The sequence below is a fragment of the Pseudoxanthomonas sp. UC19_8 genome (assembly GCF_042700505.1).
GTDB classification, from domain to species: Bacteria; Pseudomonadota; Gammaproteobacteria; order Xanthomonadales; family Xanthomonadaceae; genus Pseudoxanthomonas_A; species Pseudoxanthomonas_A winnipegensis.
On record NZ_CP170559.1, the window covers coordinates 2234295 to 2247812 of the forward strand.

Sequence of the window (13518 nt, forward strand, 5' to 3'; positions counted from 1 at the left end):
AGGTTTCCTCCACTTTACCTGTCTACCTGAATCGGTCTCCCGTGTGGGATTCGGCCTTCTCCAGGTTTGACAACATACGGTTGGCAGGAATAAAACTTCAGTCAATTGGCAGGACGCTTGGACGCATGGGGAATTCCAATTGCCACCGCTGGTTTGCACGGTTGGCAGCGCTTCTGCTTGCGTCAGCAATGCCTGCTGCGGCTGCTTCAGATCCGCTTGCCAGCCTGAAGGCGCAGTTCGCCTTGCCCGATGAGCAGGTGAACTTCGTCGAAGCCAAGCTGGTCGTTGACCAGTTGATTGATCCCAGCACCGACACGGCCGCCATTCGGCGTGATCTCGACCGCTGGGAGCGTGCTGTCCGCTCCAATGTGCCAGCAGGCTCTAATGGCCGTCAGGTGCTCGATGCGCTGCTCAAGACGCTTTATGAGCCCGGCTCATGGAATGACGGCAAGCCCTTCCGCTATGACCTGGACGATCCGCTGGGCAAGCAGCCTGCCAACAAACGGCTAGCCACCTATCTGGCGACCCGCAAAGGTAACTGCGTATCGATGCCCATCTTGGTGGCGATCCTTGGTCAGCGTCTCGGCCTGACCATCACGCTCTCCACGGCACCTGAGCATGTCCTGGCGAAGTTCGCCGACGACAGCTTGCATATGTGGATCAACGTGGAAGCAACTGGCGGCGGCTACAAGCGCGACGACAGCTATATTCGGGATACGGGCATCAGCCAGACCGCCCTCGAAAACGAGATCTACCTGCGCCCGCTGCGACCGCATGAGGCCGTCGGCGTGATCGCCAACACACTCATGGAGCACTACGCTCGTGAAGGCAATGGAGCGGCCCTGATGGAGGTGGCCGACCTGGCCTTGATCGCCAATCCGAAGGACACAGTAGCGATGATCTGGAAGGCCAACGCCTCGTACCTGTTGATCCAGTCCCGCTACCAGCGCAAGTATCCCAATGCGGCAGATATCCCGAAGGAACTGGTATCCGACTTTCAGCGGCTGAGCGTGGAGAATCTAGCTTGGTTTGAGAGAGCCGAAGCGTTAGGCTGGGCACAGAAGACGCCCGAGCAGGATGCGGCCTACCTGCAATCGATCCAGAACGAAAAGGCGAGGAGGGGGCAATGATGCGGAACTTGAGCCTTGTGGTACTAGGTGTGGCCTTGATGACGACTAAGGGAGTAGCAGAAGCCCGCTGGCTGTCGGTCGATCCAGTTCAGGCGCAACCTAACAGCCCAATAACGTTTAACCGTTATCACTATGCTGCCAACAACCCTTACAAGTTCACCGATCCGGATGGACGAGAAGTCAAAGGACAATACCATCAAGTGGTGCCAGGCGCGTACCACCTCTCAATTCGAGTTACGCCAGATAATCAGGCGGCGTATAAAGACGATCCGCGATTCTTGACTGATAGTGCAACGGGACAGCGATATACAACCTTTGGCGCTGGGCCGGAGCTGGGTAATCCGGTAGCTTTTCCAAGCTCTTTAATTTTCCCAATTCAACCGATTATTAAGATCCCAACCGCCGTCAACTTGGTGAGCAATAACAACCGTCCAAGCGATGCCGAAAGGTCTACACACCCTTCTTCAAACGACTTGCCTGTGGCAATGCCCAGCCAGTATACGAATGAGGATCAGTTTATCGGTGCGTTGTTCTCTGCCGATGCCAACTACAAGGACAATGTTCCCTATGGGTTGCCCGGTGGGACCGGCTACAACTCGAACTCATACGCAAATGGTCTATTGCAGGCGGTAGGTGCGCAACCATTAGTAGCCCCAGTTCGCACTCCTCTCTCTGATAATCCTCTGCCAAAGAAAGATTTTGAGAAATGATCTCAATCCTAAATAACCATGTTTAAAAGAATCTTTTTGCTGGGTCTGGCCGCATCAGCATTAGGTCTATGTGCGCGATCATTCTTTGTTTGGAGTAATTGCGGTTACGACTGTCCAATTTTCCCTGCCACTTTTCCTTTCCGAATGACTGCGACTTTTGGCGGGATTATTGGCGCGATTCTTTCGCTAGCTTTAGTTGCGATGGCTCTGGCCACGCTACTAAAAAAAGGCCAATAGGCCGTGCCGTAGCGAAGCTAGTTACGGATCTATTTGACACGTCTTGCTCCAGAACTCGAATAAGGCGATCCGCGCTTGTGGTGAATCGCCCCGGCTTCTTCTGTAGACACTCCCGAAGCCTCATTTTGATCTTTGCTTTTCGAACTCTACCCGAGACAGCCCGTTGTTGTGTCCATGCTGTCTGGTGTTGTAGAACATCTCGATGTAGTTGAAGACGTCGGACTTTGCTTCCTCACGAGTCACTTAAATCCTGCGCTTGATGCGCTCGCGTTTGAGGAGCTGAAAGAAGCTCTCGGCGACCGCGTTGTCGTAGCAGTTGCCGCGCCGGCTCATGCTGCTGGCCAGGTCATGTGCTTTCAGGAAATCTTGCCAGTGGTGCCCAGTGAATTGCGTGCTTTGATCCGAGTGCACCAGCAGCCCCGCAGGCGGCTTACGTCGCCATACGGCCATCATCAAGGCTTGCAGCACCACGTCGGTGTGCATCGTTGATTGCATCGCCCAACCGACGATCTTCCTTGAGAAAAGATCCAGCACCACGGCCAGGTACAGCCAGCCTTCCTGCGTTCGGATGTAGGTGATTTCGGTCACCCATGCCTGATTTGCAATGCCAGGATCGAACTGACGCGCCAGCTCATTGTTGGCGACGATAGCCGGCTTCCCTGCGCGCATGCTCGGCCGGGGGTGATAGCCCACCTGAGCCCGCAGGCCTTCCTGCCGCATCAATCGTGCCCTCCGATGCTTGCCGCACGATTCACCCAAGTCGCGCAGATCAACGGTGATCTTCCGCCCAGCGCCCGGTCGCGGCCATCTGCGGGGCCACCCTGGCGCTGGCCTACGCCGGGCAGGCGCATTACCGCGAGGAGAAGGTGGTCAGCGCCGACGGCGTGGTCACCGCGCCGGGCACCAGCCCGGTCGGCTTCGCCACGGCCTGCCTGCGCCTGCTGCATCCCGAGCGCGAGGAGGACATCGCCGGCGTGGAGGCGATGTTCGCCGCGGAGTTCGCTGGCTGACCTGCTCGGCGGGCCAAGCGCGGCACCAACTCAGCCGACCGCGAAGGTCAGCGCGTGGTCCAGCATGAACATCGCCAGGACCACGAGAAACGGGCTGCGCAGCAACGGCCGCCCATAGGCGAAGCGGGCATGCAGCCAGAAAACGATGATCGCCAGATACAGCGCGATCATCGTATAGATCACGCCCGCGAAGCCGCCGGCCAGGTGGATCCCCAGCCGCGCCAGACCAGGCTGGGCCACCATCAGCGCGGCAGCGACCACGAAGGCGACGTGCCGGAAGAAGCGGCGCCGGTACAGCAGCGCGAGCGCGTAGAACGCCACGAAGAACGCCGGATCGAACAGGAGGCCCGGTGAAAACCGTCGCCACTGCAACCATCCGACGCTGACCGCGAACAGCGCCACCAGCACGATGGAACCCCAGCCCAGCCAACGGTGCAGGCGCGGCCTGCCCGCCTCGATCAGGAAGGGCTGCACGATCAGCAGCGCAAACCACGCGACGCAGACGAGCGCGTGGAAGTGGACCGCGGCCGGCACGCCCGCGAAGTCCGGCGCGCGACTGAGATAGCCGAAGAACGGCGTGTCCGGGATACGCGGCGTGAAGCCGGCCAGGACCAGTGCCAGCAAGCCCAGGAAGAAGAAGCCAAGGTGGCGGTACGGGCGGCGCGTGGTCATGACGGAGAACTCGAGGGCTCGATGACACCAACGCCGCCTCGAGGCGGCGCAGGTCAGCCCCGGTTGAGCCGCGTCACCGGCATGGGCGGCCGATGACGCGCACGCGATCCGGCCAGTGGACCGATCAGGCCTCCAGGCCGATCGGGCAGCTCACGCCGGTGCCGCCCAGGCCGCAATAGCCGGCCGGGTTCTTGGCCAGGTACTGCTGGTGGTAGTCCTCGGCGTAGTAGAACGGCGGCGCCGGGTAGACGATCTCGGTGGTGATCTGGCCGTAGCCGGCCTCGCCCAGGCGTTGCTGATAGGCATCGCGGCTGGCCAGCGCGGCGTCGTACTGGGCCTGGGTTTCGCAGTAGATCGCCGAGCGGTACTCGGTGCCGCGGTCGTTGCCCTGGCGCATGCCCTGGGTGGGATCGTGGTTTTCCCAGAAGGTGCGCAGCACCTCGTCCAGCGACACCTTGGCCGGGTCGAACACCACCCGCACCACCTCGGCGTGGCCGGTCATGCCGGTGCAGCTTTCCTCGTAGGTCGGGTTGGGGGTGAAGCCGCCCTGGTAGCCCACCGCCGTGGTGACCACGCCCGGCAGCTGCCAGAACTTGCGTTCGGCGCCCCAGAAGCAGCCCATGCCGAAGCCGATCGTCTCCATGCTCGGGAACTCGCCCTGGAGCGGCTGGCCGTTGACGAAATGCACATTGCGCAGCGGCAGCGGCGTCTGACGGCCCGGCAGGGCTTCTTCCGCGCGCGGCAGGCGCTGCTTGAACGCGCCGATGCCGAGGCGGCTGGTGAGGGACTCGAGCATGGGAAACCTCCTTGCGACGATATGGATGGCGGGCGGCGCGGGGCCTGTCTTCGCGCTCCGGGGGCGCCTGGACGCCGCGCGGATGGCCGGCGCTAGGCCGGCAGCAGGTCGGGAGCGTCCAGATCCCCACAGATGGGGTCGGACGGGGGGTCGAGCAAGCCCGCTGCCTGCAGCGCATCGCGGGCCTGCGGCAGGGCTACGTCGGGCACGCACACGCGCAGCACGCCGAACAGCGGCAGCTCGCCGCCGGCGCCCAGCAGCGACTCGCCGAACACGAAGGCCGGAATGCCCGCGTCTTCCAGCGCATGCCGCGCCAGATGGGCATCGAACAGGTTGTCGGCGCGATAGGCCACTTGCATGCGGACCTCCAGCAGGGCGGGATTGGCCGCGAGCATACGCCCGGCGTGGCGGGCAGCCTGTCGATGTGCCGCTCTGTCTCCTCAAATCTCGCAGCGGCCCGCCTGTAGAGCGGAGCTTGCTCCGCTGGGGCCGTCCCCACGAACCGAAGGAAGAGCAGCGGAGCAAGCTCCGCTCTACAGGTAGGAGGTAGGAGCCGCCATGGCGGCGATGGGGGCTTACCGAGCGTCCCCAAGCCTTTTGGGTAGAGCCTCATCGCCGCCATGGCGGCTCCCACCGAGCGGGCACCGAGCCTCCACCAAGCTCCCGCAGGGCTCGAACAAAGCTGCGACTGCGGCGCCCACAGCGCGCCCAGCGCGAGACTTCGGGCGGAGGGCCCGCGGCCGCTTGGGCTAGACTTGGCGTTTAGATCTCGTCTTGCCGCTGCCCATGTCCGATACGCCTGCCGCTTCCGCCGATTCCGCGCCCGAAACCCGCGCCCCCGACGCCCAGGCGCCGGCGGAGAAGCGCGATTTCATCCGCCAGATCGTGCGCGAGGACCTGGCCCAGGGCCGCCACCAGGGCGTGCGCACGCGCTTCCCGCCCGAGCCCAACGGCTATCTGCACATCGGCCACGCCAAGGCGATCTGCCTGGACTTCGGCGTGGCGGCCGAGTTCGGCGGGGTGTGCAACCTGCGCCTGGACGACACCAATCCGGCCAAGGAAGACCCCGAGTTCGTCGCCGCCATCCAGGACGACGTGCGCTGGCTGGGCTTCGACTGGGCCAACCTGCGCCATGCCTCGGACTACTTCGACGTGCTCTACCTGGCCGCCGAGAAGCTGGTCAAGCAGGGCGACGCCTTCGTGTGCGACCTCAGCGCCGAACAGGTGCGCGAGTACCGCGGCACGCTGACCGAGCCGGGCCGCGACTCGCCCTGGCGCGAGCGCAGCGTGGAGGAGAACCTGGACCTGCTGCGGCGCATGCGCGCCGGCGAGTTCCCCGACGGCGCGCGCACGCTGCGCGCCAAGATCGACATGGCCAGCGGCAACATCAACCTGCGCGATCCGGCGCTGTACCGGATCAAGCATGTCGAGCACCAGAACACCGGCAACGCCTGGCCGATCTACCCCATGTACGACTTCGCCCATTCACTGAGCGATGCGGTGGAAGGCATCACCCATTCGCTGTGCACGCTGGAGTTCGAGGACCATCGCCCGCTGTACGACTGGTGCGTGGAGAAGGTCGACCTGGTCGGCCACCCCGAGCTGCTGCAGCCGCTGCTGGACAAGGGCTTCCCCAACGAGGCCGACAAGCCGCGCCAGATCGAGTTCTCGCGTCTGAACATCAACTACACGGTGATGAGCAAGCGCAAGCTGACCACGCTGGTCACCGAGGGCCTGGTCGAAGGCTGGGACGATCCGCGCATGTACACGCTGCAGGGCCTGCGCCGCCGCGGCTACACCCCGGCGAGCCTGCGCCTGCTCGTCGATCGGGTCGGCATCTCCAAGCAGAACTCGGTGATCGATTTCTCGGTGCTGGAAGGCTGCCTGCGCGACGACCTGGACGCCAGCGCGCCGCGGCGCATGGCGGTGATCGACCCGCTCAAGCTGGTGCTGACCAACCTGCCCGAGGACCACGCCGAGTCGCTGACCTTCGCCAACCACCCCAAGGACGAGGCGGCCGGTACGCGCCAGGTGCCGTTCTCGCGCGAGCTGTGGATCGAGCGCGAGGATTTCGCCGAGGTGCCGCCCAAGGGCTGGAAGCGCCTGGTGCCCGGCGGCGAAGTGCGCCTGCGCGGTGCCGGCATCATCAAGTGCGAAGAGGTCATCAAGGACGGCGAGGGCCGGATCGTCGCGCTGCACGGCACGCTCGATCCCGAGTCGCGCCCGGGCATGGAAGGCGCCAACCGCAAGATCAAGGGCACGATCCACTGGGTCGATGCCAAGGCGGGCGTGGCGGCGGAGATCCGGCTGTTCGATCGCCTGTTCTCGGTGGCCAAGCCGGACGATGAGAGCGAGGGCAAGACCTACCGCGACTACCTCAACCCCGAGTCCAAGCGCGTGGTCGCCGGCTTCGTCGAGCCGGCCGCGGCCCAGGCCGCGCCGGAGCAGTCGTTCCAGTTCGAGCGCACCGGCTACTTCGTCGCCGACCGCCGCGACCACACCGCGGACAAGCCGGTGTTCAACCGCAGCGTGACCCTGCGCGACACCTGGGCGGCGCAGGCGTGATGCGCGCCTGGCGCGCCCTGCTCGCCCCGCTGTTGGCCGCCGTGCTGCTGGCCGGCTGCGCCGCGCCGGCCAATACCCAGGCCGTGCCAGCCAACCCCGCCCCGGCCCCGGCTCCCAGCACGCAGACCGGCTCGAACGCCACGCCCGCGCCTTCGCGCCCCCCCAGCACGCCGGCCAAGGTCCAGACCCAGTGCACCAGCGACGCGCAGTGCGTGGTCAAGAACATCGGCAGCTGCTGCGGCGAACTGCCGGCCTGCGTCAATGTGGATAGCCCCACCGACCCGGCCGCGGTCCAGGCGCAGTGCCAGGCCAGCGGCCGCATGGGCATCTGCGGCTTCCGCCCGATCAGCGCCTGCCAGTGCCAGGCCGGCACCTGCCAGCCGGCGGGCGACGGCGCCGGCAGCCTGAATTCTCCTTCCCCCGCACCGCTGCAGATCCGCTGATGCTTTACGCCCAGGTCCATCTCACCCTGCCCGCCTGGGTCCACGCCGCCGTGGACCTGGGGCGCGCCTACGCCAGCGATGCCGACAAGGTGGCGCTGGCCATCACCCTGTCGCGGCTGAACGTCGAGCACGCCAGCGGCGGCCCGTTCGGCGCGGTGGTATTCGACGGCGACCGCATCGTCGCGGCCGGCGTCAACCGCGTGGTGCCGCACAACACCTCGCTGGCCCATGCCGAGAACATGGCCTACATGCTGGCCCAGCAGCGCACGCAGAGCTTCCGCCTCAACGCGGTGCTGTCCGGCCCGGTCGCGCTGGCCACCTCGGCCCAGCCCTGCTGCCAGTGCTTCGGCGCCACGGTGTGGGCCGGCATCGACCGGCTGCTGATCGGCGCGCGCGCCGAGGATGTCGAATCGCTGACCGATTTCGACGAAGGCCCGCTGCCGGCCGACTGGGTCGGCGAGTTGGGCAGGCGCGGCATCGAGGTCGTGCGCGACCTGCACCGCGACGACGCCCGCGCGGTGCTGGCGCACTACGGCCAGCACGGCCCGCAGTACTGAAGACCATCGCTTCGATGCCTGCGAACGCAGCCGCCACCCGCGCGCCCTCGGCCGTGACGATCCGCCCCCTGACGGTGGCCGATGCGTCAGCGCTGAAGGCGTGCCGCGTGGCCGGGCTGCAGGAAACGCCCGAGGCCTTCCTGTCGACGGCCGCCGAGATCGAGGCCACGCCGGTGGTGCAGTTCGAGGCCGAGCTGGCCGATGCCGATATCCGCTATGCCGGCGCCTTCGAGGGCGAGCGGCTGGTGGGCTTCATGCGCAGCGTGCGTTTCTCGCGGCGGGCGCGGCGCCACGTCGCCGAGGTCCGCAGCGTGGTGGTGCGCGCGTCGCATCGCCGCCAGGGCATCGCCGGCCGCCTGCTCTCGCACCTGATCGCGCAGGCGCGCGACAGCGGCATCGAGGCGCTGCTGCTGACCGTGGTCGCCGGTAATCTGCCGGCCCGCCGCCTGTACGAGCAGGCCGGCTTCGCTGTCTACGGGATCGAACCGTGCGCCGTGCGCCGGGACGGCGCGGATGAGGACCAGCTCCTGATGCGGCTGGCGCTGCAGGCGCCGGGCCCATGAGCGGCCACGCAACGGCCGGCTCGCAGCCGCGCGCACGCCGGAGGCAGGCATGAAGACCATTGGCCTGCTGTGCTACTGCCGCCAGGGCTTCGAGCCGGAGCTGGCGGCCGAGCTGACCCAGCGTGCGGGTGAAGCCGGGCTGGCCGGCTACGCCCGCACCCAGCGCAACGATGGTTATGCGGTCTTCGCCTGCCAGGACGCGGAGCTGGCCGAGGCCCTGCCCTGGCGCACGCTGGTGTTCGCGCGCCAGAAGCTGGCGCTGATCGCCGAGCTGCGCGGGCTGGACCCGGCCGACCGCATCGCGCCGATGCTGGCCGCGCTGGACGGCCTGCCCCGGTTCGGCGATGTGTGGGTGGAGCACCCGGATTCGGACACGGCCAAGCCGCTGGCCGGGCTGGCGCGCAGCTTCGGCAATGCGCTGCGTCCGGCGCTGCGCAAGGCCGGCCTGCTGACACCGAAGGAAGACCCGCGGCTGCCGCGCCTGCACGTGCTGTTCGTCGCCGGCGATCACGCGCTGCTGGGCCTGGCCCGGCCCGGCGACGCCGCGCCCTGGCCGCTGGGCATCCCGCGCCTGCGCCTGCTGCCCGAGGCGCCGTCGCGCTCGGCGCTGAAGCTGGAGGAAGCCTTCCTGGCCCTGCTCGATGCCGACGAGCGCGCCGCGCTGCTGCGCGCCGGCATGCGCGCGGCCGACCTGGGCGCCGCCCCCGGCGGATGGACCTGGGTGCTGACCCGCCAGCAGCTGCAGGTCACCAGCATCGACAACGGCCCGCTGCGCCAGCACGTGCTCGACACCGGCCTGGTCACCCACCTGCGCGCCGACGGCTTCCACTGGAAGCCCGCCCAGCCGCTGGACTGGATGGTCTGCGACATGGTCGAGCAGCCGCGCCGCGTGGCCGAGCGCATGGCCACCTGGCTGCGCGAGGGCTGGTGCCGGCACAGCGTGTTCAACCTCAAGCTGCCGATGAAGAAGCGCTGGGACGAGACGGTGCTGTGCCTGGAGATCCTACGCACGCAATCCGGCGGCCTGCGCACCCTGCGCGCCAAGCAGCTGTATCACGACCGTGAGGAGATCACGGTGTTCGCCTCCAAGGGCGAGAAATGAGCACCGCGCGGTAGCGGTAGGCGACGACGCTTGGGCGCGTGGCTTGACGCATTGCCCACTTCGCTCAACCCGTGATCGCCAGCCCTGACGGTCTCAGCCGCTGCAATCGCCCCATGCGATGCTGACCTCCGTCAAAGGGAGGGCCGCGCCATGCAACCGATCCAGCTCAAGGACCCGGCCGGGTTCGCCGAGGAGTTCCTGCGCCTGTCGCTGATGCAGGGCTTCGGCTCGCTGAACAAGCGCGACCTGGAGCTGCTGACCTTCGTGCTGCTCGAGCGCGATGGCGCGATCCCGCGCGACAGTTCCAACGCCGCCGCCGCGCTGCAGCTTCGCATCACCGCCACGCGGGTCAAGAGCCTGCGCCGCGACGGCTATGCGCGCTGGCGGGCGCTGGTGCCGGAAGAACCCGACGCGGCCCTGCAGCGGATCGTGGCCACGGTGCTGACCGAGGACAACCTGCGCTCGGGCGCCAAGCACGTCAGTGAGCGCGCCAAGAAGGAGGGCTTCCTCGCCATCCGCGTCGAGCATCCCGACGATGCGCAGCAGTTCGAACAGGCCATTCTCGAGGTCGGCGCGCTGCCGGTGTACGAGCGCAACCGCGAGGTGGTCGCGGTGCGCTTCGACACGCTGCTGAAGATCGCCGAGAAGTGGGGCTATCTGCAGCCGGATCCGGCCGCGATCACGCGCGAGCTGAAGAAGCTGCAGCCGACCGCGGCCGAGGTGGCCGACCTGCTGCAGAAGGACGTCACCAAGCTGCGCTGGGTCGACGCCCGCAACGCGCTCAACAGCCTGGGCGCCAAGGCCATCGCCTCCACCGCCGAGGGCGGGCTGAAGGGACTGCTGAAGCTGGTGTTCCCCTTCCTGCCGTAATTACACCGGACGGCAAATGCCAACGCCTGTAGAGCGGAGCTCGCTCCGCTGAGGCTCTCCAAGCGACCTGGCCGAAGAACAGCGGAGCAAGCTCCGCTCTACCAACAGCAACGCCGCGTCAGAGCCCCGCCGCGCCCCGCAACGCGCTCAACAGTCTCGGCGCCAAGGCCATCGCCCCCACCGCCGAGGGCGGGTTGAAGGAACTGCCTGTAGAGCGGAGTTCGCTCCGCTGAGGCTCTCCAAGCGACCTGGCCGAAGAACAGCGGAGCAAGCTCCGCTCTACCAACAGCAGCGCCGCGTCAGAGCCCCGCCGCGCCCCGCAACGCGCTCAACAGTCTCGGCGCCAAGGCCATCGCCCCCACCGCCGAGGGCGGGGTGAAGGGATGCCTGTAGAGCGGAGCTCGCTCCGCTGAGGCTCTCCAAGCGACCTGGCCGAAGAACAGCGGAGCAAGCTCCGCTCTACCAACAGCAGCGCCGCGTCAGAGCCCCGCCGCGCGGCGCCACAGCAGGTCGGTCAGCGGCGGCAGCCTGCCGGCCAGACCGAGCAGCGGGCCGCGCGCCAGGGTGGTATGCAGCTCGTCGGTGGAGAACAGGCGGTTGATGCCGTCGAAGGTGTAGGCGGCCACGGCGTTCTCGCTCAGGCGCGTGCGCGCCCAGCGCTGCAGCCGGTGCGCGCCGTCCCACGGCGCCTGCCGCGCCTGGGCCTGGGCCACGTTGTCCAGCAAGCCGGCCACGTCGCGCAGTCCCAGGTTGACGCCCTGCCCGGCCAGCGGATGCACCGCGTGCGCGGCGTCGCCGACCAGCAGCAGGCGGCCCTCCACGTACTGGCGCGCCAGCTGCAGGCGCAGCGGGAAGGCTGCGCGCGGCGAGTCTATGACCATCTCGCCCAGGCGCCCGGCGAAGGCCTGGGTGAGCTCGCGCGAGAACGCCTCCTCCTCCAGCGCCAGCACGCGCGCGGCCTCGGCCTGCGGCAAGGTCCACACGATCGAACTGCGTCCCTGGGTGCAGGGCAGCACGGCCAGCGGCCCGGTCGGCAGGAAGCGCTGCCAGGCGGTGTCCTCGTGCGGGCGTTCGGTGCGGATGTAGCCGACCACGCCGCGCTGGCGATAGTCGTGGCCCTGCGTGCCCAGTCCGGCCAGCTCGCGCAGCGTGGAGGCCGCGCCGTCGGCGGCGATCACCAGCCGCGCCTCCAGCCGCGCGCCGTCGTCCAGGGTCAGGCGCACGCCGGCCGCGTCCTGTTCCATCGCCTCCACCCGCGCCGGGCAGCGCAGCTGCACGCCGGCCGCGGGCAGCGCGGCCCACAGGCGATCGGCCAGCAGGCCGTGTTCGATCAGCCAGCCCAGCTCGCGTCGGCCCAGGCGGTCGGCGTCGAACATCAGCTCGCCGCCACCAGCCGCATCCCACACGCGCATGCGGCGGTACGGCTGGGCACGCGCGAGGCGCACCGCGTCCCAGACGCCCAGGCGCTGCAGCAGGGCCGCGTTGTCCGGGGCGAAGGCGTAGACGCGCAGGTCCGGCGCCTGCGCCGACCAGGGGGCCGGCGCCTGGCCTTCGATCAGCACCACCTCCAGCCCGCGCTGGGCCAGGCCCAGCGCGCAGGCCGCGCCGACCACGCCGCCGCCAACCACGATCACATCGCTGCGCGCGCGCCGACTCATGGCGCCGCCTCCCGACACAGCGCCGGCACGTCGCCAGCGAAGCCCATCGCCCCGCCGACCAGCATCGACTGCAGGCTCGGCATCCGGTCGATGGCCAATAGCCCGGCGCTGCGCAGCGGCCGCAGCAGCGGCGCCGCATTGCTGGTCAGCCGCGCCAGGCCATCGGAGAAGCGCAGCGTGCGCTCACAGTCCGGACCGCGCCGCGCGGTGTAGTCGGCCAGCAGCGCGTCCTCGCCCGGGTCGTCGCCGGCGGCGATCAGCTCGGCCAGGGTCAGCGCATCGCGCAGGCCCAGGTTGAAGCCCTGCGCGCCGAGCGGATGGATGGTCTGCGCGGCATTGCCCAGCAGCACGGCGCGCGGCGCGACGGTGCGCTGGGCCAGCACCCGCACGATCGGATAGCCGCTGCGCGGCCCGCTGGCCATGAAGCGCCCGGCGCGCCAGCCGAACACCGCCTGCACCCGCGCCAGCCATGCCGCCTCGTCCAGCGCCGCCACCGCCTCGGCGTCGTCTTCGCGCACCGCATGGATCAGCCCGTAATGGCGATCGCCGCGCGGCAGCAGCGCGGTCGGGCCGTCGTCGGTCAGCCGCTCCCAGGCGCTGCCGTCCGGGGCGCGGCTGGTGCGCACGCGCGCCACGAACAGGCGCTGCCCGTAATCGTGACGCTGCGCCTCGATGCCCAGCGCGTCGCGCACACTGCTGGCGCTGCCATCGGCGCCGACCAGCAGCGGCGTGCGCAGCTCCTGCTCGTCCGTGTCGGTGGCGATACGCAGCCGGCGCAGGCCGTCGGCCAGGCCGGCCAGCGCGACGAAGCGCGCCGGCCGGTAGCGGGTCACATGCGAACAGGCGTCCAGCGTCTCTTCCAGCGCCTGGCCGAAGTCGCGCGCGACCACCACCTGGCCGAAGGCCTCGCGCCCGTAATCGGACGCCTCCAGCAGCACCCGGCCGAAATCGCCGCGGCGGCTGACGTGGATGCGCCGGATCGCGCCGGTGGGCGCGTGCAGCCGGGACATCACGCCCAGCGCCGTCAGCGCATTGACCGTGGCCGCGGCGAAGCTGAGATTGCGCTCGTCGAACACCGCCGGCATCTGCCCCGACGGCGTCGCCTCGATCAGGGCGACATCGCGCCCCAGCCGGTCCAGCGCGATCGCCAGACTGGCCCCGACCAGGCCGCCGCCGACGATCACCACATCATGTCGTGCACTCAT

13 protein-coding genes and 2 pseudogenes are annotated in these 13518 nt (G+C 68.1%); 9 read left to right on the forward strand and 6 right to left on the reverse strand.

Features of this window, described 5'->3' with window-relative positions:
* The first annotated feature begins 125 nt into the window (after positions 1 to 125).
* Entirely contained in the window at positions 126 to 1130 is a 1005-nt protein-coding gene (locus ACFJIT_RS09745) for a transglutaminase family protein (RefSeq protein WP_379653513.1), read from the forward strand.
* 17 nt (positions 1131 to 1147) lie between these two features.
* Positions 1148 to 1840 carry a hypothetical protein gene (locus tag ACFJIT_RS09750; RefSeq protein WP_379655752.1) on the forward strand — a complete coding sequence of 231 codons (693 nt, stop codon included), beginning with the start codon at positions 1148 to 1150 and terminating at the stop codon, positions 1838 to 1840.
* A gap of 357 nt (positions 1841 to 2197) precedes the next feature.
* Here the strand turns inward: ACFJIT_RS09750 and ACFJIT_RS09755 are convergent.
* Positions 2198 to 2863 (reverse strand): annotated as a pseudogene (locus ACFJIT_RS09755) (IS3 family transposase); the annotation flags it as partial.
* A 2-nt stretch (positions 2864 to 2865) separates the two neighbouring features.
* On the opposite strand from ACFJIT_RS09755, the pseudogene ACFJIT_RS09760 reads away from it, so the two are divergent.
* Positions 2866 to 3087, forward strand: a pseudogene (locus ACFJIT_RS09760) (glutamine amidotransferase); the annotation flags it as partial.
* 30 nt (positions 3088 to 3117) lie between these two features.
* Here ACFJIT_RS09760 and ACFJIT_RS09765 read toward each other — a convergent pair.
* From ACFJIT_RS09765 to ACFJIT_RS09775, 3 genes are all read right to left on the reverse strand, one after another.
* A complete protein-coding gene (locus ACFJIT_RS09765) occupies positions 3118 to 3759 on the reverse strand; it encodes a hypothetical protein (RefSeq protein WP_379653514.1) in 642 nt (213 codons plus the stop codon).
* A gap of 124 nt (positions 3760 to 3883) precedes the next feature.
* Positions 3884 to 4555: a peptide-methionine (S)-S-oxide reductase MsrA gene (gene msrA / locus ACFJIT_RS09770; protein ID WP_379653515.1), complete on the reverse strand. Its 672-nt coding sequence runs from the start codon at positions 4553 to 4555 to the stop codon at positions 3884 to 3886.
* Between the two features lie 92 nt (positions 4556 to 4647).
* Complete coding sequence (locus ACFJIT_RS09775; protein WP_130519198.1) at positions 4648 to 4914, reverse strand: DUF2007 domain-containing protein; 267 nt, start codon at positions 4912 to 4914, stop codon at positions 4648 to 4650.
* A gap of 427 nt (positions 4915 to 5341) precedes the next feature.
* On the opposite strand from ACFJIT_RS09775, the gene ACFJIT_RS09780 reads away from it, so the two are divergent.
* The 6 genes from ACFJIT_RS09780 to ACFJIT_RS09805 all read left to right on the forward strand — a co-directional run bounded on the left by ACFJIT_RS09780 (position 5342) and on the right by ACFJIT_RS09805 (position 10655).
* Positions 5342 to 7120 (forward strand): glutamine--tRNA ligase/YqeY domain fusion protein, encoded by a 1779-nt coding sequence (locus ACFJIT_RS09780; RefSeq protein ID WP_379653516.1) that lies wholly within the window; start codon positions 5342 to 5344, stop codon positions 7118 to 7120.
* Positions 7120 to 7563, forward strand: a complete 444-nt coding sequence (locus ACFJIT_RS09785; RefSeq protein WP_379653517.1) for a hypothetical protein — start codon at positions 7120 to 7122, stop codon at positions 7561 to 7563. Before ACFJIT_RS09780 ends, ACFJIT_RS09785 begins: the two co-directional genes overlap by 1 nt.
* On the forward strand, positions 7563 to 8120 hold the full coding sequence (locus tag ACFJIT_RS09790; RefSeq protein WP_379653518.1) for a nucleoside deaminase: 558 nt from the start codon (positions 7563 to 7565) through the stop codon (positions 8118 to 8120). Before ACFJIT_RS09785 ends, ACFJIT_RS09790 begins: the two co-directional genes overlap by 1 nt.
* 53 nt (positions 8121 to 8173) lie before the next feature.
* Complete coding sequence (locus ACFJIT_RS09795; protein WP_379653519.1) at positions 8174 to 8683, forward strand: GNAT family N-acetyltransferase; 510 nt, start codon at positions 8174 to 8176, stop codon at positions 8681 to 8683.
* A 49-nt stretch (positions 8684 to 8732) separates the two neighbouring features.
* Positions 8733 to 9785 (forward strand): 23S rRNA (cytidine(2498)-2'-O)-methyltransferase RlmM, encoded by a 1053-nt coding sequence (gene rlmM / locus ACFJIT_RS09800; protein WP_379653520.1) that lies wholly within the window; start codon positions 8733 to 8735, stop codon positions 9783 to 9785.
* A gap of 150 nt (positions 9786 to 9935) precedes the next feature.
* Complete coding sequence (locus ACFJIT_RS09805; protein ID WP_130519209.1) at positions 9936 to 10655, forward strand: hypothetical protein; 720 nt, start codon at positions 9936 to 9938, stop codon at positions 10653 to 10655.
* A gap of 479 nt (positions 10656 to 11134) precedes the next feature.
* Here the strand turns inward: ACFJIT_RS09805 and ACFJIT_RS09810 are convergent, their stop codons facing one another.
* Together ACFJIT_RS09810 and ubiH are read right to left on the reverse strand one after the other, a co-directional pair.
* Complete coding sequence (locus tag ACFJIT_RS09810; protein WP_379653521.1) at positions 11135 to 12313, reverse strand: UbiH/UbiF family hydroxylase; 1179 nt, start codon at positions 12311 to 12313, stop codon at positions 11135 to 11137.
* Positions 12310 to 13518, reverse strand: coding sequence for a 2-octaprenyl-6-methoxyphenyl hydroxylase (gene ubiH, locus ACFJIT_RS09815; RefSeq protein ID WP_379653522.1), 1209 nt, complete (start codon positions 13516 to 13518; stop codon positions 12310 to 12312). Before ubiH ends, ACFJIT_RS09810 begins: the two co-directional genes overlap by 4 nt.

Coding starts and splice junctions, on each gene's coding strand:
- ACFJIT_RS09745 (WP_379653513.1), top strand. CDS start 126: ATGGGGAATTCCAATTGCCACCGCTGGTTTGCACGGTTGGCAGCGCTT.
- ACFJIT_RS09765 (WP_379653514.1), bottom strand. CDS start 3,759: ATGACCACGCGCCGCCCGTACCGCCACCTTGGCTTCTTCTTCCTGGGC.
- msrA (WP_379653515.1), bottom strand. CDS start 4,555: ATGCTCGAGTCCCTCACCAGCCGCCTCGGCATCGGCGCGTTCAAGCAG.
- ACFJIT_RS09775 (WP_130519198.1), bottom strand. CDS start 4,914: ATGCAAGTGGCCTATCGCGCCGACAACCTGTTCGATGCCCATCTGGCG.
- ACFJIT_RS09780 (WP_379653516.1), top strand. CDS start 5,342: ATGTCCGATACGCCTGCCGCTTCCGCCGATTCCGCGCCCGAAACCCGC.
- ACFJIT_RS09785 (WP_379653517.1), top strand. CDS start 7,120: ATGCGCGCCTGGCGCGCCCTGCTCGCCCCGCTGTTGGCCGCCGTGCTG.
- ACFJIT_RS09790 (WP_379653518.1), top strand. CDS start 7,563: ATGCTTTACGCCCAGGTCCATCTCACCCTGCCCGCCTGGGTCCACGCC.
- rlmM (WP_379653520.1), top strand. CDS start 8,733: ATGAAGACCATTGGCCTGCTGTGCTACTGCCGCCAGGGCTTCGAGCCG.
- ACFJIT_RS09805 (WP_130519209.1), top strand. CDS start 9,936: ATGCAACCGATCCAGCTCAAGGACCCGGCCGGGTTCGCCGAGGAGTTC.
- ACFJIT_RS09810 (WP_379653521.1), bottom strand. CDS start 12,313: ATGAGTCGGCGCGCGCGCAGCGATGTGATCGTGGTTGGCGGCGGCGTG.
- ubiH (WP_379653522.1), bottom strand. CDS start 13,518: ATGAGTGCACGACATGATGTGGTGATCGTCGGCGGCGGCCTGGTCGGG.